This is a genomic window from Paraburkholderia graminis C4D1M (assembly GCF_000172415.1).
GTDB lineage: Bacteria > Pseudomonadota > Gammaproteobacteria > Burkholderiales > Burkholderiaceae > Paraburkholderia > Paraburkholderia graminis.
Genome location: NZ_ABLD01000006.1, coordinates 311,060 through 329,236, shown reverse-complemented (window position 1 = coordinate 329,236; position 18,177 = coordinate 311,060). Strand labels below are relative to the sequence as shown.

Sequence of the window (18,177 nt, the reverse complement as noted above, 5' to 3'; positions counted from 1 at the left end):
GCAATCGGGTCACGTATTTGCTACCCTGCATGAGCGCTTGCCGGGCGATTGCCCGTTCGTCGATGTCCGCTCACGTCCCTTACTCGAGGTTCCGCGATGCCACCCTCGGTTGACGCTCTCTTTCTCGCCCGCGCGCAATTCGGCTTCACCATCGCCTTTCACATCATTTTCCCGGCGATGTCGATTGGGCTCGCCAGCTACCTCGCGGTTCTCGAAGGTGCGTGGCTCGTCACCGGCAAGCCGGTCTATCTGGCGGTATTCCGCTACTGGCTGACGATTTTCGCCGTGGTGTTCGGCGTGGGTGTGGTGTCGGGCCTCGTCATGTCGTATGAGTTCGGCACCAATTGGGCAGGCTTTGCGTATCGTGCCGGCCCCATAGTGGGCCCGCTGATGGGCTACGAAGTACTCACCGCATTCTTTCTCGAATCGGGCTTTCTCGGCGTGATGCTGTTCGGCATGAAGCGCGTCGGACCCAGACTGCATTTTCTCGCCACGGCGCTCGTGGCGATCGGCACGTTGATGAGCGCGTTCTGGATTCTGGCCGTCAATTCATGGATGCAAACGCCGCAGGGCTTCACGATGGTGGACGGCCGCTTTTTTCCCGCGGATTGGCTCAGCATCATCTTTAATCCGTCGTTCCCCTATCGGCTCGTGCATATGGTGCTTGCCGCGTATTTGAGCGTGGCATTCATCGTGGGCGCGGTGGGTGCGTGGCACCTGCTGCGCGATTCGAGCAACGAGCCGGCGCGCCTGATGGCTTCGATGGCGTTGTGGATGGCGTGCATCGTCGCGCCGATCCAGATCGTCGCTGGCGACCAGCACGGCGTCAATACGCTCAAGCATCAACCCGCGAAGATCGCCGCACTCGAAGGCGACTGGGAGTCGAAACCGGGCCAGCCGCTCATATTGTTCGGCATGCCAAACATGAAGACGGAAACAACCGATTACGCCGTCGAGATTCCGCACCTCGGCGCACTGATTCTCACGCATACATGGAACGGCTCGATTAAAGGTTTGAAGGAGTTTGCGCCGGCCGACCGTCCGTTTTCACCTCTTATTTTCTGGACTTTTCGCATCATGGTCGGACTCGGCGTGCTGATGGCGCTGACCGGCTTTGCGAGTCTCGCATTGCGGGCGCGGCATTCGCTTTATCGCGCGCGCTGGCTGCACCGGCTCATGGTCGCGATGGGACCTTCCGGCCTGATCGCGCTGTTGTGCGGCTGGACCGTGACCGAAGTCGGCCGTCAGCCTTACACCGTGTATGGCCACTTGCGTACCGTCGACAGCGTATCGCCCATCGCCGCGCCCGGCGTTGCAACATCGCTCGCGGCTTTCGGCGTGGTCTATCTGATCGTATTCGGCGCGGCAATGGTGTTCCTGTTGCGGCTCATGGCGAGGCCGCCGTCGCTCGCCACCGAAGGGCCCGCGAAGGACAAGCCGCATCGCAGCGCGGGCATCACGCCGGGCCCCGCGCAACGGCAACCAGCATCGGCCTCTAGCGATAACGCTCTTTCACAGGACCCACGCCATGACAGCCGCCACGATTGATCTGCCGCTCATATGGGCCGCGATTCTCGCGTTTGCCGTGCTTGCGTACGTGCTGCTCGACGGCTTCGATCTGGGCGTGGGCATTCTGTTTGCCGTTGAGCGCAATCGGGACGATCGCGACCTGATGGTCAATTCCATTGCGCCGGTATGGGACGGCAACGAGACATGGCTCGTGCTCGGCGGCGGCGGACTCTTTGCTGTTTTTCCGCTCGCCTATTCGATCATTCTGCCCGCGCTCTATCCGCCGATCATCGCAATGCTGCTCGCACTCGTCTTTCGCGGCGTGGCTTTCGAATTCCGTTTTCGCGCGACAGGCCCGGGGCGCATGTGGTGGGACGTCGCTTTCTTTTCCGGCTCCGTCATGGCTGCTTTATGCCAGGGCCTCGTGCTCGGCGGATTGCTTCAGGGCATCCACGTCGAAGGCGTTTCGTATTCCGGCGGCTGGTGGGACTGGCTCACGGGCTTCACCGTGTTGTGCGGACTCGCGGTGATCGTCGGCTATGCGTTGCTGGGTTCTTGCTGGCTCATTTGGCGCACCGAAGGTCCACTGCATGAACGCTGCCGGCGCTACGCGCGCAGCATGGCCGTGGCAGTACTCGCGCTAATCGTGGTGGTCACGCTATGGACGCCGATGCTGCAAGGCTCGCTCGCCGAACGCTGGTTCCGCTGGCCCGCGATTGCATTCACGGCGCCAGTGCCGATCTTGCTGGTTCTTCTCGCGGCCGGCTTCTGGCGCAGTCTGTCGGCGCGCAGGCATGTACTGCCCTTGCTGTTTGCCTATGGCATTTTCATTCTTTGCTATGCGGGACTTCTCATCAGCCTCTATCCCAATCTTGTGCCGCCCGCCATTTCTTTCCGCGATGCCGCTGCGCCGCACTCGAGCCTGCTATTTCTTCTGGTAGGCGCTGCGATTACCGTACCGTTGATTCTCGGCTATACCGTCTACGCGTATTCCGTCTTCAAAGGCAAAATGCGCCCCGGCGAGGGATACCACTGACATGTGGCGACGATTCGCATGGTTCGTCGGTTTATGGATGCTGGGCGTGGCCACGGTAGGCCTAATAGCAGGCGTATTGAAAGTTATATTACGCGCGGCTGCGCATTAACTCTTTTGTGGAACGGGTTCTTCAATTGTGCCCGGTGAAATGTTTGCTCGCCCACGCGTAACGTTTTCAAATTTTTGTCGATAGTCGCGCGCTGCGAATGCGTACTGCGTGCTGCGTATTGCGCCGGCGAATACGAGGGAGTTCTTCCTCGTATTCGCCGGCGCTCTGGTCTTCAATGCAAACCCTTGATTACGGCAGCGTGTACGCGATCACATAGTCGCCCTGCTTCGTGCCGAGCGAGCCGTGGCCGCCCGCGGTGACGAGTACATACTGCTTGCCATTGCTGTCCGCGTAGGTCATCGGCGTGGCCTGGCCGCCTGCGGGCAAGCGCGCCTCCCACAAGCGCTCGCCGTTACGCACGTCATAGGCGCGCAAATAGTAGTCGAGCGTACCGGAGAGGAATGCGACGCCGCCGGCGGTCGTCACCATGCCGCCGAGACTCGGCACGCCGAGCGGCATCGGAATCGGCAAAGGCGCGCTATCGCGGATCGTACCGTTCTTGTGCTCCCACACAATGTTGTTGGTTCGCAGATCGACGCCCGCGACATAACCCCACGGCGGCGCCTGGCACGGAATGCCGAGCGGCGAAAGAAATGCGTTGATCTCGAATCCATACGGCGTGCCGCGAGCGAGCTTGATGCCGCTCGTTTCGCTGCCCTTCTTCTCGCCGTTGTCCGACGGAATCTGCGAACGCGGTATCAGCTTCGAAGTAAAGGCCATATAACTCGGATTCGCGATGAGTATTTGCCGCACCGGGTCCACCGCGACACCGCCCCAATCGAATACACCGAAATTGCCCGGAAATACGAGCGATCCCTGCTCCGAAGGCGGCGTGAACATGCCGTCGTAACGCAGCGATTTGAATTTGACGCGGCACCACAACTGATCGAAAGGATTAGTGCCCCACATGTCGCGTTCGCGCACTTTCGGCGGCTTGAAGTTAAGTGCGGAGAACGGCTGCGTCGGCGATGTGTGGTCGCCCGACGCGGCGCCTTGCGGCACGGGTTCTTCTGTAATAGGCACGATAGGCTTGCCGGTCTCGCGGTTCAGCACATAAATGCTGCCCTGTTTCGTCGATGCAATTAGCGCAGGCTGCACGCCGCCTGCCGTCTGCAAATCGATTAGCGAAGGTTGGCCGCCGACGTCCATATCCCACAGATCGTGGTGCGTGAATTGATAATTCCAGCGCATCTTGCCGGTTGCGAGGTCGAGTGCAACCACGCCTGCTGCCACTTTCTCGGAAGCCGGCGTGCGCAATCCGCCCCATTGGTCCGGCGTCTGATTGCCGAGCGGCAGATAGACCATGCCAAGCTTTTCGTCGACGCTGAACACCGACCACATATTCGGCGAATTGCGAACATATGTCTGGTTGGGGCCAACGGGCTGCGTCGCGTCCGGATTGCCGGCGTCCCAGTTCCACACGAGATGGCCGTCATGCACATCGAATGCACGCGTGACGCCGGAGGGTTCGTTGGTCGATTCGTTATCGGTGACGTGACCGCTGATAATCACGAGATCGCGCGTGACCGCCGGCGGCGATGTCGAGTAATAACCGCCCGGTGTGAACGGGCCGATGTTCGTGCGCAGGTCGATCTGACCGTTATTGCCGAAGTGCGTGCACGGTTGTCCCGTGTCCGCATTGAGCGCGATGAGGCGCGCGTCGGCGGTCGGCAGGAAGATGCGGCGCGGGCATTCGGCGCTGGCTGCAGCGTTGGTGCTGGCGTTGGCTGTCTGCTGCGTGGCGGCGGCAGTATCGCTCGCAGTCGTCGCAGCCGATGCGGATTGCGTAGTCTCGGCCGCCGCGGAAGCCGCGTTCGGCGATTCGGTGCTTGCCGATGCGGCGTCGGCCGCAGGCGTCGATGCAGCCGCGCCGGAAGATGCATTCGCAGTCACGCTTGCAGTCGCGCCCGAAGCCGCAGCCGCATTCGAGGCCACACTTGAAGCCACATTCTCACCAGCGCCCGGCGCCGAAGCCCCCGCTGCATTTTCCGCGGCCCCGGTCGTTGCATTCGCCGAATACATCGCGTCGTCGTGATACGACACGCCGCGGCATGTCATATGTTCCCAATGCTTGAAACCGACGGGACTCTGGATATGCGGATCGTAGCGCCACAGTTCTTTGCCCGACGCGGGATCGAGTGCAATCACGATACTGTGCGGCGTGCAGAGGAACAACTTGTTGCCTACCTTGATCGGCGTATTTTCATCGGTCGTTTCAGTCGGGTCGCCCGGACCCGGCTTGTCGCCGGTCTGGAATTGCCAGGCGACCTTCAATTGCCGCGCATTTTCAGGGGTGATCTGCGTAAGCGGCGAATAGCGCTGACCGAACGGCGAGCCGCCATAGTCGGTCCAGTCGCCGGCCTGCCGGTTCGCATCGCCGGCAAGCGTCGTGCTCGGCGCCGCGGCGGTGGAGGCCAGCGTGCCGGGGCGATCGTACGGATGATTGAATGCGGTGCCGATGCCAAGCAGCACCGTCACGATCACGGCGGCAGCCAACGGCACCACGCCCTCGCGATGCGCGGCCGGCGGCCCGAACACCAGTTTGCCTGCGACGGGCGGCAACAGCAGCCACAACGCGAGCACCAGCCACACCCACAAACGCGGCAGCAATTGCCAGAAATCGAAGCGTGCTTCCGTGACCGCCCAAATTGTCGAACCGAATAGAACGAGCGCGAACAACCAGAGCGCCGACCGCCGGCGAATGAACAGCAGCACACCGGTCAGCGCGATCGCAATGCCCGTTATGACGTAATACCAGGAGCCGCCAAGCGTAACCAGCGGGACTCCGCCCGCGGCTAACGCCAAACCGATAATGATAAATACGATACCAGGGACCGCGAGCGCGGGGGGAAACCGATGCGGCTTCGACATGTTCGCCACCTCTACAGACAATGATTCAAATTGAATTGCAACAATAGCCCACCCATGCAGGCTCGGAAGACGCTGCCCTGCGAGTAGCATTTGTGGTTCCCGGACGCTTGCCGGGAAGGCATAGTGCATGCTTTGTAAGGTCGCCCTTTCTTGCCCGATATCCGATGAAGCAGCGAGCCACCATACTCTGTCTACGCGCCAATAGCATCCTCCTCGTCGCGAGATCGAATGGAAGATGGGCGCTGCCCGGCGGCCGATGCAAGCCTGGCGAATCCGTCGCGGCAGCGGCCATTCGCGAACTTCTGGAAGAAACGCAATTGACCGATCTCGCGCTTCACTACATCTTCGAATTCTGGGGCGCGCGCACTCGCCACTATGTATTCGCCGCGCGTATTCCCGATGACATCGAGCCTGTTCCGGGCCGAGAGATCAGCCGGTGCCGCTGGGTTCGCGCGAAAGACATCCATTCCGCATGGGTCAGCGTATCGACGCGCGGAATCGTTCAGGTACTGCTCGGCGAAGGCAGTCCTGTGGGCCCCGCGCGAAGGTCGAGCCCGTTGCGTGTTTTCTGAGCGCCGCATTTGACGCGCGTGGCACAAGCGTTGCATCGCAAAGCTTGTCGCCTATTCACTCACGGAGTTTCAAATGGCAGGAGATAACTCGTTCAAGCCCGGCGAAATCGTCAAGACGTCCGGCATCTATGCAGTCGTTCATGACGACGGCAAGGGAACATTCGAAGTGACCTGCGTAGAGGGAGAACATTTTCCGCCGACACGCAGCGGCAAAGGCGCCCACTTCGAACTCAAATACGCGGCCACTCATGCGCATCGTCACGGCGAGCTGAAAGGCAGCGAAGCGCGACAGGCTGTTTAAAGAACCCAAACCACTGAACTCGCGCGCGCTATCGGCCAGGAGGCGAGACCGGTGCCCAAAGCTTCCGCCACACCATTCGCTCTCGCCGAGCGCGCGATCATCAGTCTGTATGACGGCGGCGTACTGTCGCCCGCCGTCCTCGAACGGCTTATCGCGTCGTTCGCCACGGCGAATCCCGACTGGGACACCGAGCCGACAGAGCGCTCGGTGGATGGACGCTCGCTTCACGAAGTCGTCGCTCTGACCATGCTGCCGGGCGAATCGCTGCGGGCGGCGCGCAAGTCGTTCATGTCCATCATCGAGCATATTGCGGGCGCGCCGAAAACGAAAAAGACAAGCCGTGCAGCGAGCAAAGTCAAAGAAGAAGTCGAGGAAGAAGAGCCGGCAGAAGAAGACGACGAAGACAGCGCCGAACTCGCGAGGCAATTATCCGGCGGTACACGCGGTACGCGCGGTACACGCGGCACATCGTCTAACCGGCGACGCGGCTCCGCGAAGAGCGAAGACGCCGACACGTCCGCACGCAAGCCTGCTGGAAGGGCCGCATTCAATCCGCTCGTGAATGCCGCGGCGCCGCGCAAGAGCAAAAGCTGACTGTTGGCAGAGAGCCGCCCGCCAACGGGCACAATGCTTGCGATGCTTCGCTCAGACATTCCGCCACGCGGCGGCGTTCAACATGGAGAGCGACATGCCGGAACAACAACCAACCCCCAACACCGACGACGCACTGGAATTACTGATCGCGGACCATCGCGCGGTCGAAAAGCTTTTCACCGCATTCAAGCAGGCCAAAGAGGACGATCTCGAAGCGAAAGCCACCCTCGCCCAACGCGCGTGTGAAGAACTGACCATTCACACCATCATCGAGGAAGAACTTCTTTATCCCGCCGCGGGTAAAGCGCTTCCATCGAGCGATGTGGTCGACGTCGAGGAAGCCTACGTCGAGCACTTTCTCGTGAAGACGCTAATCAGCAAATTCGAAACGCTGAAGGCGGGCGATAAGGGCTTCGACGCGACTTTCAAGGTGATGAGCGAAATGGTGCAACATCACGTCGAGGAAGAAGAGAACGAGCTATTCCCCGAATTGCGCAAGGCCAATCTCGACGTCAAGGGGCTCGGCCAGAAGATCGTGAAGCGCAAAACCGAGTTGCAAGGCAAACTCGACCAGGTGGGAAGCCGCGCTGTGGGCGATAAAACCTGATACACGTTCTGCGCCGCGCGGTGCGTCGCCGCGTATTGCCATAAAAAATCCCGCCCTGAAACGGCGGGATTTCGCTCGTCATTCGACGGCAACCGCGCTGCTTACCGCTGCTTACTTCTGCTGCTTCGCCTTCTCGTTGCCGGCGCGCTCCGCGAATTCGGTGAGCTTCAGATCCGTAGCTTTTTCTTCTTCCAACGTTTCCTTCAGCAGATTAACCGCCTCGGTAAAGCCCAACTGCTTGCCGATCGCGCAGAGACTGCCGTACGACGCGATTTCGTAGTGCTCCACCTTCTGCGCGGCCGCGACGAGACCCGCGTCGAGCACCGGTCCTCTTTCGATTTCGTCGATGAGTTCCTGGCCTTCTTCGATCAGCCCTTCCATCGCGACGCACTTCATTCTTTTCAACTTCACGCCACAACTTTCTACAACCTTGTCGATTCTTTCCACCTGTCCCTGCGTTTCCTCCAGGTGAACCTTGAATGCCTCGCTCAATTGCGGATCGGACGCAGCGCGCGAGAGCTTCGCCAGTGCTTTGGTCAATTGCTTCTCGGCGCTGTAGATATCCGACAGCATGTGAACGAACAGATCATCGACAGTCTTTCGCTGTGTCATATGCAACTCCCAAGGTAGTGGTTAGGAGCCCTGCATCGCGCAACGGGTGTGCCTGGCGAAGCGGACGGGCATGTGATTGAGCGTAGCGCGTCGCATTCGCACCAGGTACGGCGCATGCGCAGGCAAGCGTGCAGTCCAACGTTTCCCAACCATACTCAACGGAGAAGCCAATGTTCGTTCACAACAAGCGACTTCAATACACCGTGCGTGTCGCCGCCCCTAATCCGGGCCTCGCCAACCTGATGCTCGAGCAATTCGGCGGGCCCCAGGGCGAGTTGGCAGCCGCGTGCCGGTACTTCACCCAGGCCGTCGCTGAAGACGATCCGGGCCGCAAGGATTTGCTGTTCGACATCGCCACGGAAGAGTTGAGCCACCTCGAAGTTATCGGCTCGATCGTCGCCATGTTGAACAAGGGTGCGAAAGGCCAACTGGCCGAAGGCGTCGAGCAGGAAGCGGAGTTGTATCGTTCGCTGACGGGCGGGGGCAACGACTCGCACACGACCGCGCTGCTGTACGGCGGCGGGCCTCCGCTGACGAACTCCGCGGGCGTGCCGTGGACGGCCGCGTATATCGACACGATCGGCGAGCCGACCGCCGATCTGCGCTCGAACATCGCCGCGGAAGCGCGCGCGAAGATCGTCTATGAGCGGCTGCTGAATATCACGGACGATCCGGGCATCAAGGACGCACTCGGCTTTCTGATGACGCGCGAAATCGCTCACCAGAAGTCGTTCGAAAAAGCGCTGCATTCTATCCAGCCGAACTTCCCGCAGGGCAAGCTGCCGGGCGTTCCAGAATTTACAAACGTGTACTACAACATGTCCTCGGGCGAAGGCGACGCACGCGGTCCATGGAACGAAGGGCCGGAATGGGAGTTCGTGGAAGCGCCCCAACCGGCGGTGGACGGCGGCGACGGTTTGCCGTCGGTGAACGTGACGCAAGCGGACGTCGAAGTACTCGGCGCGCTGGCTTCGCGAACCGCTTCGGACACTGCAACCGATCCGGTGACGGGAGCGGATCTTGGATCGGGTAAGCAACCGGGTTGAGTTCCGATCCGCTATTTGAGAAGTCGCTTGTAAAAGAAAATGCCGCGGAGCGAGTCGCGCTTCGCGGCATTTGAACGTCACTACCGAACCAACGCTTCGTTTCGCTAGCGCGCCGTCGCAACGTGCGTTTTCACCTTGATTGACGATGCGTTGTCGAATGGCGGCTGCGGAACGAAACTGCTGATCACATCCCGCTCGAATACGAGGCAGCACGTCGAACCGCCGTACTGGAAAAAGCCTATTTCGTCGCCCTTTGAAACCCGCTGACCCGGCAGTGCTTCGATGATGCACGACGACACATCGGCCATACCGACGAATACGCAGCCCACCTGGCCAATGGCCGGATCGTCGCTTTCGATCACGATGATTGCCCGTGCCGCCAGCGCGGTAATGTACCCCTGCGAGTCGTTAAGACCGCCGGGATCGCGGCCTTCCGCATCGGCGTCCGAGTAATAGGTGCCGTCCAGCGCATAAGCCTTTTTAATGACGCCCGCGATCGGCGCATGCCAGCGGTGGTAATCGAATGCACTGAGAAAGCACTGGTAAATGGAACCGCCGACAAAGCGCTGCGCAAGCTCCCGCTGGCCGGCCGAAAAGATGTCCAGCAGTGAATAAGGCTGCGCCTTGATCCAGAAACTGTCGGTCAGTTTCACGTCTCTCTGGATGTTATACGGAGCCGCCTCGCAGGGACTGACAATGATCTTGTCGTTATCCGGCTGATCCACTGGCCGCTCGCCCTCGCGAAAGCGGCGCGTGAAAAAGTCGTTCCATGAAGAGAAGCCCCAATACGGCTTGTCCGGATCACACACGAACTGCGAAAGGTTGATCTTCTCGTCGGCCTCGGGCGAGAACCATCCGTTCGGGGGCGACGTATTCAGATGCTCGCGCGAATGCGGTCCGCTCAGGAATCCGCACCAGCAATCAAGCACATGCTTGATCTGCTGATTGAACGCGGGGTCGCGAAACAGCGCATAACCGGAAGGCATGCACATCGGCCAATCGAGTACCGCATTCAACGGGCAGTGGATCAGGCTCTTTTCGCTGAACGGCGGCGCATAAGTCATCAGATAGTCGATGATGACCATCAACTCTTCTATCGACGAATAGCCGAGTACATAGCCCTTATCGCGCGCCTGATTGATAGCCCGCGTCATATCCATGCGAAGAACCGGATCGCCGTCGAGGAGCGCGGCGAGCTGTTCGACCGCTGCCGTGCGCGGCGCATGCGCCGCACGGGCGCGAGCTTTTTCCGCCAGGTCGGTGCGGTATTGCGCGAGTTGCTCTTCGTTGCTCGGCAGCCACCCACCGAGCCGGCGCCGTTCGTCCGCTTCCTTGTCTGTCATGCTTACCCTTCCCTATTGCGTTAAACGTTGATGAAACACTGCGACGACGGGCGCCTATTTCGCGCGCGGCGTTTGCAACGCGTCGTCGGGCTGCTTGTATCCGTTGCGAATCTGCTCGACGCGCTCGGCGACCGCCTGCGCCACATTCACGACTTCCTGCTGCATAGCCTCGTCATGATCGAGGGCCGCGTGGCTCGTCGCATAGGGCTCGTAATAGCCGATAAAGCGGTCGAGCCGCGACTTCGGACCGGCTTCTATCAGTCCCATCCAGTCGAGCCAATCGCTCAGCGCACGGCGCGATCCTTCGATACCGGCAACATCGCCATGTACTACGAGGCCATAAGCCCTGCCCGCCAGATGCTTGGGATAGTCCCAGCCGGCAAGCTCGATTTTCTTCGCCTCCTCGGGCGTCTTGCCGTGCGTCGAGGTCGGATCGGGATTGCCGCCGTCCGCGCAAACGAGGCGATCCATTAGCAGCTTGAGCGGGCTCGCGACCTGATACCAATAGACAGGCGTGACGAAAATCACACCATGCGCGGCCGCAAAGCGCTCGTAAATCTCGTTCATCCAGTCGTTCACGAGACCGAGCGAATGATTCGGATAGCAACTGCATGGCCAGTGGCAAAGCGGCATCGCCGTCGAGACACAGCCTTTGCAGGGATGAATATGGAGATCGCGATCGGAATTCAGGCGCGACAGATCGAGGAAGTCGACGTCGAACGCTCGCCGCTCGAGCGCGCCTTGCGCGATTTTCCCGAGGCGGAAGCTCTTCGACATTTCGCTGGGGCACGTATAGTCGTTTCGCGACGAGGCATTCACGATGAGCACGCGCGAACGGCCAGCCGGATCGCGCTGCCGGACTTGTGCGGCCTTGATGCGCTCGCTCGCCGCGCGCCATTCGACGGACAGTTCGTAGTCGGGATCGGCATAGCCCGCGCCGGCCTTCGCCGTTATCGGCGATTTACGCGCGTGCGAATAGGCGTCCCACGCTATCGCTTCGAGCCGCGCGAGCGCCTCGTCTTCCGCGCGGAATGCGGGGTCGTAGAAGCGCGCCATGAAACGTTCGCGAAAGACTTCGCGCGGCAGCTTCTCCGTGATCTGCCCGCGGCGGACTTCGACGGGCACCGCCGCTATCGACGGGTTCTTTGCTTCGCTCACGTGGTCTCATGCAAAAAACGGTACGACGACCAAGCGAGCAACTAACGTTCCCGGATGCGATCGCGGCCACGACGTAGCGGAACCAGGCCTGGCATTTGCTTCTGAATGCGCTGCCCCGCTCCTGACAACTTACATCAAAGAATGATGCAATCACGCGCCCGCCTACTCGTCGTTTCTCCGCATCTGGACGATGCCGTATTGAGCTGTGGACTGCTGCTGACAGCGAGCCCGTCCGCCATTGTCTGCACCGTTTTCACTGCGCCGCCAGGCGAGAACATGTCGACCGACTGGGATCGGCAATCGGGATTCAAAGAGGCGTTCGAAGCAATGCAAGCGCGCAAACAGGAGGACGCCCATGCTCTGGAAATGCTGGGCGCCCGGCCCGTCCATCTGCCGTTTTGCGACGCGCAATACCTTCACACTCCGTCGCGCGATGAATTGGCCGAAGCACTGCGCCACACGCTCCATGCGTATCAACCCGAAAACGTCATGGTCCCGCTCGGCCTCTTTCACTCCGATCACACACTGGTATCGGATGCCTGTCTTTCGTTAATCGCCGGGATGGGCGACACGGTATTCCACACCTACGAAGAGATTCCGTATCGACGAATGGAACACGCGGTTCCCGATCGCATTGAAGAACTGACGAAGCGCGGTTACCTGCTGAGTCCCGCCGACGACCTCGCAGCGACCGCGCGCCAATCCGTTTCGCATGAACAGATGAAGCGCGAAGCGATTGCCGCGTATGCGAGCCAACTACGCGCATTCGGCCCTGATGCCGAAACCACGCTCTATTGCGAGGAAAAGTACTGGCGACTGCAACGAGCGTAAAAAAAACCGGAGGCCAAACCTGAAGCCAGTTGAAAGCGAACGGCACATCGTTTGCTTGAAGCGGGAATCCCCCGTCAAGAACAAAGAACAGCATGGATAAAAAACCGCTTTCCCGGCGCATTTCGGTAGTCGTTCTGACACACAACCGCGCCGCCGAGCTTGTGGCCACCCTCGAGCGCTTACTCGCCCTTCCAGAAAATCCGCCCATCTTTGTGGCGGATAACGGCTCGAATGACAATACCGTCGCGCTGGTGAGGACGCTCTTTCCGACCGTATGCATCATCGAATGCGGAGGAAATCTCGGCGCAGCCGGGCGTAATCGCGCCGCCGAGTGCGTCGGCACAGACTACGTAGCGTTCTGCGACGACGACACCTGGTGGGAGCCGGGCTCGCTCGAACGTGCGGTGCAACTGCTCGACGCGTGGCCCAACGTGGGTGTATTGAGCGGGCGCGTCGTGGTGGGCGAAGACAGGATCACGGACCCCATGTGCTCGGTGATGCGCGCGAGTCCGCTCGGCAGCGAGGGACTGCCGGGGCCCGCGTTAATCGGCTACATGGCGGGCGCGTGCGTATTTCGCACGTCGCTTTTCCGCGAGTTGGGCGGCTACGAGCCGCGTCTTTTCATCGGCGGAGAAGAAGAACTTGTCGCGCTCGATGTGCTCGCGTCCGGGCACGCGATTGTCTATTGCGATCAACTGACGGTGCATCATCATCCGTCGCCGGCGCGCGATAGCACTTTGCGGCGGCGCACACTCGCGCGCAATGCCGTGTGGGTCGCGTGGCTGCGGCTGCCGTGGCCGGAAGCGTGCCGCGCAACAGCGCAGGCGCTCGCCACCTTCTCGCGCGAAGGCACGCTCGCGCGCGATGGCCTCGCACTGCTGCGCGGTCTCGCGTGGGCATTGAAAAACCGCAAGCCCGTACCGCCTAACGTACTGAACCTGCGCGAACGCGTGCACATCGGCGAACGGCAGATGGCCGCGCCCGCGCCAAGCACTCGCGCGAAGGCTACGGTTGGCAAAGCCGACGCAAGCACGTGATCTGAATCGCTTGATCCAAGCGAGCGCGTCGAAAAGTTACTACGCGCCCGTGCGCGCGGTCGCCATCGCAAGGTTGCGAATCTCGCCGATCAGCTTCTGCGGCGCGACGGGTTTCGTCAAATGTGCCTGAAAACCAGCCATTTTCGCGCGCATGCGGTCTTCGGCCTGCGCATAGCCGGTCAGTGCGATGGCCGGCACGCGGTCCTGCAACGGCAACTGACGGTCGGCTTCGAGCCGCCGCAAACGGCGCAGCACGTCATAGCCGTCTTCATCGGCGAGCACGATGTCGCATAGCAACGCATGCGGCCATTGCGTGGTCGCGGTCTGCGCGAACCAGTCCAATGCCTCCTTGCCCGACGACGCCGTAAGCACGCGTGCGCCGCTCGCCGTGAGCACCGCTTCGAGCGCGTCGAGCGCATCTTCCTGATCGTCGATCGCCATCACGAAGAGGCCTTCGAGCGGCGCTGCGCCGTCGGCATCGGCAATGGGCGCCGCCGCCTGAGTACTCGATTCGGCATCGGCCACGGGACGCAGCGGCAGCATCGCCACATACGCGAGCCGCCCGTTGAGCGGCATCAGCGTGAAGCTGCCGCCGGCAGCGGACAGCGCTTCTTCCATATGACGCGCCGCTGCCTGCGACAATTCGGCGGGCTTCTCGCTCATGCCGAGCACCGTCACCCAGACCTGATTGTTATGCCGCTCGACGCGCAACTCGATGCGCTGCCCGGGCCTCGCGTGCTCGATCTCGTTGCGGCACAAATCGGCGATCAGCGGTTGCAGCACGCTCGGGTCGCCCGTCACCCGCAGATCGTTGTCGCTGATCTGCGGGTACAAGGTCACCCGCCGCGCCGCGATTTCGTCGTGCAGCGCATCGATCACGCCGGCCATCAGCGCGGCGAGACTGACCGATTGCGCGGTGAGCTTGCGCTGCGCGTGCTCGAGTTCGCCCTGCTGCCATTGCAGCGACCACATCTTCGCGTAGACGCCGTCGCGCGCGAGCAGTTCGCGATGCGTGCCCTGCTCGACCACGCGGCCATGCTCCATCACGAGAATCCAGTCGGCGTCGACCACGGTCGAGAGCCGGTGCGCGATCACAATCGACGTGCGGCCTTGCGCTAGCCGCGTCAACTCGGTTTGTATCGCGCGCTCCGAACGCGTGTCGAGCGCTGACGTCGCTTCATCGAACACGATGATGCGCGGGTCCTTCAGAATCGCGCGCGCAATCGCAATGCGTTGCCGCTCGCCGCCAGAGAGCCGCACACCGCGCTCGCCGACGCGCGTGTCGTAATGATCCGGCAATCGTTCGATGAATTCGTCGAGTTGCGCCGCGCGCGCCGCCCGCACCACGTCCGCACGCGTGGCGGAAGGCCGCCCATAGGCGATGTTGTATGCGATCGTCTCGTTGAACAGCACCGTGTCCTGGGGCACGATGCCGATCGCCTCGCGCAAACTCTTCTGCGTGACCTGGCCGATGTCCTGTCCGTCGATGCGTATCGTGCCGCTCGTCGGCTGATAAAGGCGAAACAGCAGCTTCACGAGCGTCGATTTTCCGGAGCCGCTTCCGCCCACTATCGCGAGCGTCTTGCCAGGATACGCATGAAAGTCGACGTCGCGCAGAATCTGCCGCGCCGCGTCGTAGCCAAAGTCCACATGCTCGAACGAGATCTGTCCGGCGCTCACGATCAGCGGTTTCGCGGCCGGCTCGTCAATATCCTCGCCGACACGCCCACGCGCGGCGAGTATCTCGAACATGCGCTCGACATTCACCATCGCGTCGTTGGTCTCGCGAAACACGAAGCCGAGCGTGTTGAGCGGCATGCAGATCTGGATGATGTACGCATTCACCAGAATCAGATCGCCGACGCTCATGCTCCCCGCCACCACATGCTGCGCCGCGAGCAGCATGATCGCGCCGATGCCGAACGCAATCACCGCACTCTGGCCGACGTGCAGCGCGGTCAGCGCACGCTGATTCGCGGTTCTCGCGTGCACCCACTTGTCGAGCACGGCGGAAAGGCGCTGCGTTTCGGTGTCTTCGGTGGCGAAATATTTGACGGTGTCGTAATTGAGCAGACTGTCCACAAGCCGGCCATCGGACTGCGCCTCGAGCGCATTCACCGCGCGCTGGAACGCGACGCGCCGCCGCGTGAAGATGAACGTATAGACCGCATAGCAGACGAAGGTCGCGGCAATCGCGATCATGAACTCGCGCGCGTAGTTGTGAACCATGATCGCGACAATCGTGACGATTTCGAACGCGGTCGGCACGATCGTAAAGAGCGCTACGCCAAGCAGAAAACCGATGCCGTCAGCGCCCTTCTGCACATCGCGCACGATTGCGCCCGTCTCGCGCTTCGTGTGGAAGCGCGCACTCATGCGGTGCAGATGCGCGAAGGTCCGCTCGGTGAATGCGGCGACCGTGCGCTGCGTCACGATGCTGAACACCACGTCGCGCGCTTCGTTCAACGCGTCGCCGAGAAAACGCAGCAACGCATACGTCAATACGAGAAACACCGGAAAGAACGCCTGCGCGACCGGGTGCCCCAATTCGTCGACGACATGCTTGAGCACGAGCGGTATCAGCACGGTCGCGAGCTTTGCCGAGATCATCAGCAGCAACGCGGCGAGCGTCTGGTTGCGGTAGCGCCAGACCGCGCGCGTCAGGTCGGCGGCAATGCGGCGGGTCAACTGGGAACGGGGCAGCGTGGCGGGGTTCGGCATGAGGTCCCTGAGAGAGCCGCCGCAGCAATGACGCTGCAACGGGCATTAGATTCCACTATGCGGATTCACAAAGCGGCGCGACGAAAAACGCGGCATGTCGAGTCGCGCGCCGAGGCCAGTGACGAGCAAACGATGCGCCCGCCGTCGGACAAAACTTAGCACACGCGAGACCGCGACGACAGGCGCGATTCTTCTCGCATCGCAGAGAAAAAAATTCGCGCTTCTCCAGGAAGTACTACTCGAAATTACATGACGGGTTGTAGAAAAAGGGAACGCCACACCGCTTCTCTCCCGCGAAAAAGGGAACGCTACAGCGCTTCTCCGCACCCACTGTCGGATCAACGGTTCTTGCGCGCCTTGCCGCGCATAGGCACACCACATGCTGTGGCCGGGTAACAGCGTCGTATCGGCGGAAATTGCATAAGAGTGCTCAGCAAACCGCGCGATGCCCGCCCTGCTAATGCCTATCTCGCGAAGGAATGTCAATGAAGATCGCCCTCATCAGTGAACACGCCTCGCCCCTCGCCGTCGCCGGAGGCGTCGACAGCGGAGGACAAAACATTTACGTCGCGAACGTCGCGCGTGAACTCACGGAGATGGGCCATCAAGTGGATGTGTTCACGCGGCGCGACCGCGCGCTGCTGCCGCTCATCTCCGACATGGACGGCGTGCGCGTGATCCATGTGCCGGCAGGGCCGCCGATGCAGTTGCCGAAAGAACGGCTGCTGCCGTTCATGGACGAGTTCGCCGCGTTCCTGATCGAGTTCTTCCGCGGCGAGAAGACGCCGTATGACGTGATGCACGCGAACTTCTTCATGTCGGGCCTCGCGGCATTGAAAGTGAAAGCGGCGCTCGGCGTGCCGCTCGTCACGACGTTCCATGCACTCGGCCGCGTGCGCCGGATACATCAGGGCGCGAACGACGGCTTTCCCGACGAGCGCTTCGCGATCGAAGACGACCTCGTCGCGCAATCCGACGTGGTGATCGCCGAATGCCCGCAGGACGAAGCCGACCTGATCGAGCATTACCGGGCCGACCCCGCGCGCATTCAGACTGTGCCGTGCGGCTTCGACGCCGACGAGTTTCATCCGATGGACCGCGCCACTGCCCGCGAAGCACTCGGCTGGCAGCAGGATCAGTTCACCGTGCTGCAACTCGGACGCCTCGTCGAGCGCAAGGGCATCGACAACGTCGTGCGTGGCGTCGGCGTGCTGAAGCAAGCCTTCAGCGCGTCGGCCGAGCTGTACGTCGTGGGCGGCAATTCGGATGCGCCGAATGAAAAGGCCACGCCGGAAATCGCGCGCTTGCGCGGCATCGCGCGCGACTGCGGCGTCGCCGGCCAGACTCATTTCGTCGGGCGGCGCGGGCGCGCGCAATTGCGCTACTTCTATAGCGCCGCCGACGTCTTCGTGACGACGCCGTGGTACGAGCCGTTCGGCATCACGCCGGTCGAAGCAATGGCGTGCGGCACGCCGGTGATCGGCGCGGACGTCGGCGGAATCCGCTATTCGGTGGCGGACGGCATCACCGGCTTTCTGGTGCCGCCGCGCGATCCGGCTGCGCTGGCCGCGCGTCTCGACCAGTTGCGGCGCGACCCCGCGCTCGCTCGCCGGATGGGCGAAGCGGGCCTTGAACGCGCACGCAAGGAGTTCACGTGGCGCGGCGTGGGCGAAGCGCTCGCGCAAATCTATATGCGCACCGCGCGGCTCGTGCCGGCAAAGACCGCGGAAGAAGAACGCGTGGAGGTTCGCGTGCGCGCGGCGGCCGGCGCGTCGTTCCGCTAGAACACCGCGCGTCGTCGCAGCGCTATCAGCGCAGCCAGTTTCGTTG

15 protein-coding genes are annotated in these 18,177 nt (G+C 61.6%); 10 read left to right on the top strand and 5 right to left on the bottom strand.

Annotated features, from left to right (window positions below; translation table 11 throughout):
• Nucleotides 1-96 precede the first annotated feature (96 nt).
• Entirely contained in the window at nucleotides 97-1,548 is a 1,452-nt protein-coding gene (locus BGRAMDRAFT_RS13740) for a cytochrome ubiquinol oxidase subunit I (protein ID WP_006049358.1), read from the top strand.
• Nucleotides 1,529-2,545, top strand: a complete 1,017-nt coding sequence (gene cydB / locus BGRAMDRAFT_RS13735; RefSeq protein WP_006049357.1) for a cytochrome d ubiquinol oxidase subunit II — start codon at nucleotides 1,529-1,531, stop codon at nucleotides 2,543-2,545. The genes BGRAMDRAFT_RS13740 and cydB overlap by 20 nt, the downstream gene beginning before the upstream one ends.
• Nucleotides 2,546-2,843: 298 nt before the next feature.
• Here the strand turns inward: cydB and BGRAMDRAFT_RS13730 are convergent, their stop codons facing one another.
• Entirely contained in the window at nucleotides 2,844-5,525 is a 2,682-nt protein-coding gene (locus BGRAMDRAFT_RS13730) for a glucose/quinate/shikimate family membrane-bound PQQ-dependent dehydrogenase (RefSeq protein WP_006049356.1), read from the bottom strand.
• Between the two features lie 164 nt (nucleotides 5,526-5,689).
• Here BGRAMDRAFT_RS13730 and BGRAMDRAFT_RS13725 point away from each other — a divergent pair, with 164 nt between their 5' ends.
• The 4 genes from BGRAMDRAFT_RS13725 to BGRAMDRAFT_RS13710 all read left to right on the top strand — a co-directional run bounded on the left by BGRAMDRAFT_RS13725 (nucleotide 5,690) and on the right by BGRAMDRAFT_RS13710 (nucleotide 7,599).
• Nucleotides 5,690-6,097, top strand: a complete 408-nt coding sequence (locus tag BGRAMDRAFT_RS13725; protein ID WP_044021019.1) for an NUDIX hydrolase — start codon at nucleotides 5,690-5,692, stop codon at nucleotides 6,095-6,097.
• Nucleotides 6,098-6,170: 73 nt separating this feature from the next.
• On the top strand, nucleotides 6,171-6,398 hold the full coding sequence (locus BGRAMDRAFT_RS13720) for a hypothetical protein (protein WP_006049355.1): 228 nt from the start codon (nucleotides 6,171-6,173) through the stop codon (nucleotides 6,396-6,398).
• A gap of 51 nt (nucleotides 6,399-6,449) precedes the next feature.
• The gene (locus BGRAMDRAFT_RS13715; RefSeq protein WP_006049354.1) at nucleotides 6,450-6,992 is read left to right on the top strand and encodes a hypothetical protein; all 543 of its coding nucleotides are present in this window, start codon (nucleotides 6,450-6,452) and stop codon (nucleotides 6,990-6,992) included.
• Between the two features lie 94 nt (nucleotides 6,993-7,086).
• A complete protein-coding gene (locus BGRAMDRAFT_RS13710; protein WP_006049353.1) occupies nucleotides 7,087-7,599 on the top strand; it encodes a hemerythrin domain-containing protein in 513 nt (170 codons plus the stop codon).
• Nucleotides 7,600-7,710: 111 nt separating this feature from the next.
• Here the strand turns inward: BGRAMDRAFT_RS13710 and BGRAMDRAFT_RS13705 are convergent, their stop codons facing one another.
• Nucleotides 7,711-8,211: a YciE/YciF ferroxidase family protein gene (locus tag BGRAMDRAFT_RS13705; RefSeq protein WP_006049352.1), complete on the bottom strand. Its 501-nt coding sequence runs from the start codon at nucleotides 8,209-8,211 to the stop codon at nucleotides 7,711-7,713.
• Between the two features lie 170 nt (nucleotides 8,212-8,381).
• Here BGRAMDRAFT_RS13705 and BGRAMDRAFT_RS13700 point away from each other — a divergent pair, with 170 nt between their 5' ends.
• Nucleotides 8,382-9,257 carry a manganese catalase family protein gene (locus tag BGRAMDRAFT_RS13700; RefSeq protein ID WP_006049351.1) on the top strand — a complete coding sequence of 292 codons (876 nt, stop codon included), beginning with the start codon at nucleotides 8,382-8,384 and terminating at the stop codon, nucleotides 9,255-9,257.
• A gap of 104 nt (nucleotides 9,258-9,361) precedes the next feature.
• Here BGRAMDRAFT_RS13700 and BGRAMDRAFT_RS13695 read toward each other — a convergent pair whose 3' ends face one another.
• Together BGRAMDRAFT_RS13695 and BGRAMDRAFT_RS13690 are read right to left on the bottom strand one after the other, a co-directional pair.
• A complete protein-coding gene (locus tag BGRAMDRAFT_RS13695) occupies nucleotides 9,362-10,600 on the bottom strand; it encodes a phosphatidylserine decarboxylase family protein (RefSeq protein WP_006049350.1) in 1,239 nt (412 codons plus the stop codon).
• A gap of 54 nt (nucleotides 10,601-10,654) precedes the next feature.
• A complete protein-coding gene (locus BGRAMDRAFT_RS13690; protein WP_029966266.1) occupies nucleotides 10,655-11,686 on the bottom strand; it encodes a flavodoxin family protein in 1,032 nt (343 codons plus the stop codon).
• Nucleotides 11,687-11,863: 177 nt separating this feature from the next.
• Here BGRAMDRAFT_RS13690 and BGRAMDRAFT_RS13685 point away from each other — a divergent pair, with 177 nt between their 5' ends.
• Nucleotides 11,864-12,589: a PIG-L deacetylase family protein gene (locus BGRAMDRAFT_RS13685; RefSeq protein WP_232292263.1), complete on the top strand. Its 726-nt coding sequence runs from the start codon at nucleotides 11,864-11,866 to the stop codon at nucleotides 12,587-12,589.
• 92 nt (nucleotides 12,590-12,681) lie between these two features.
• Nucleotides 12,682-13,626 carry a glycosyltransferase family 2 protein gene (locus BGRAMDRAFT_RS13680; RefSeq protein ID WP_006049347.1) on the top strand — a complete coding sequence of 315 codons (945 nt, stop codon included), beginning with the start codon at nucleotides 12,682-12,684 and terminating at the stop codon, nucleotides 13,624-13,626.
• 39 nt (nucleotides 13,627-13,665) lie between these two features.
• On the opposite strand, the gene BGRAMDRAFT_RS13675 is transcribed toward BGRAMDRAFT_RS13680, so the two are convergent.
• Nucleotides 13,666-16,347: an ATP-binding cassette domain-containing protein gene (locus BGRAMDRAFT_RS13675; protein WP_006049346.1), complete on the bottom strand. Its 2,682-nt coding sequence runs from the start codon at nucleotides 16,345-16,347 to the stop codon at nucleotides 13,666-13,668.
• Between the two features lie 485 nt (nucleotides 16,348-16,832).
• On the opposite strand from BGRAMDRAFT_RS13675, the gene BGRAMDRAFT_RS13670 reads away from it, so the two are divergent.
• Nucleotides 16,833-18,131 carry a glycosyltransferase family 4 protein gene (locus tag BGRAMDRAFT_RS13670; RefSeq protein ID WP_006049345.1) on the top strand — a complete coding sequence of 433 codons (1,299 nt, stop codon included), beginning with the start codon at nucleotides 16,833-16,835 and terminating at the stop codon, nucleotides 18,129-18,131.
• Nucleotides 18,132-18,177: the final 46 nt, after the last annotated feature.

Coding starts and splice junctions, on each gene's coding strand:
- BGRAMDRAFT_RS13740 (WP_006049358.1), top strand. CDS start 97: ATGCCACCCTCGGTTGACGCTCTCTTTCTCGCCCGCGCGCAATTCGGC.
- cydB (WP_006049357.1), top strand. CDS start 1,529: ATGACAGCCGCCACGATTGATCTGCCGCTCATATGGGCCGCGATTCTC.
- BGRAMDRAFT_RS13730 (WP_006049356.1), bottom strand. CDS start 5,525: ATGTCGAAGCCGCATCGGTTTCCCCCCGCGCTCGCGGTCCCTGGTATC.
- BGRAMDRAFT_RS13725 (WP_044021019.1), top strand. CDS start 5,690: ATGAAGCAGCGAGCCACCATACTCTGTCTACGCGCCAATAGCATCCTC.
- BGRAMDRAFT_RS13720 (WP_006049355.1), top strand. CDS start 6,171: ATGGCAGGAGATAACTCGTTCAAGCCCGGCGAAATCGTCAAGACGTCC.
- BGRAMDRAFT_RS13710 (WP_006049353.1), top strand. CDS start 7,087: ATGCCGGAACAACAACCAACCCCCAACACCGACGACGCACTGGAATTA.
- BGRAMDRAFT_RS13705 (WP_006049352.1), bottom strand. CDS start 8,211: ATGACACAGCGAAAGACTGTCGATGATCTGTTCGTTCACATGCTGTCG.
- BGRAMDRAFT_RS13700 (WP_006049351.1), top strand. CDS start 8,382: ATGTTCGTTCACAACAAGCGACTTCAATACACCGTGCGTGTCGCCGCC.
- BGRAMDRAFT_RS13695 (WP_006049350.1), bottom strand. CDS start 10,600: ATGACAGACAAGGAAGCGGACGAACGGCGCCGGCTCGGTGGGTGGCTG.
- BGRAMDRAFT_RS13685 (WP_232292263.1), top strand. CDS start 11,864: ATGCGCTGCCCCGCTCCTGACAACTTACATCAAAGAATGATGCAATCA.
- BGRAMDRAFT_RS13680 (WP_006049347.1), top strand. CDS start 12,682: ATGGATAAAAAACCGCTTTCCCGGCGCATTTCGGTAGTCGTTCTGACA.
- BGRAMDRAFT_RS13675 (WP_006049346.1), bottom strand. CDS start 16,347: ATGCCGAACCCCGCCACGCTGCCCCGTTCCCAGTTGACCCGCCGCATT.
- BGRAMDRAFT_RS13670 (WP_006049345.1), top strand. CDS start 16,833: ATGAAGATCGCCCTCATCAGTGAACACGCCTCGCCCCTCGCCGTCGCC.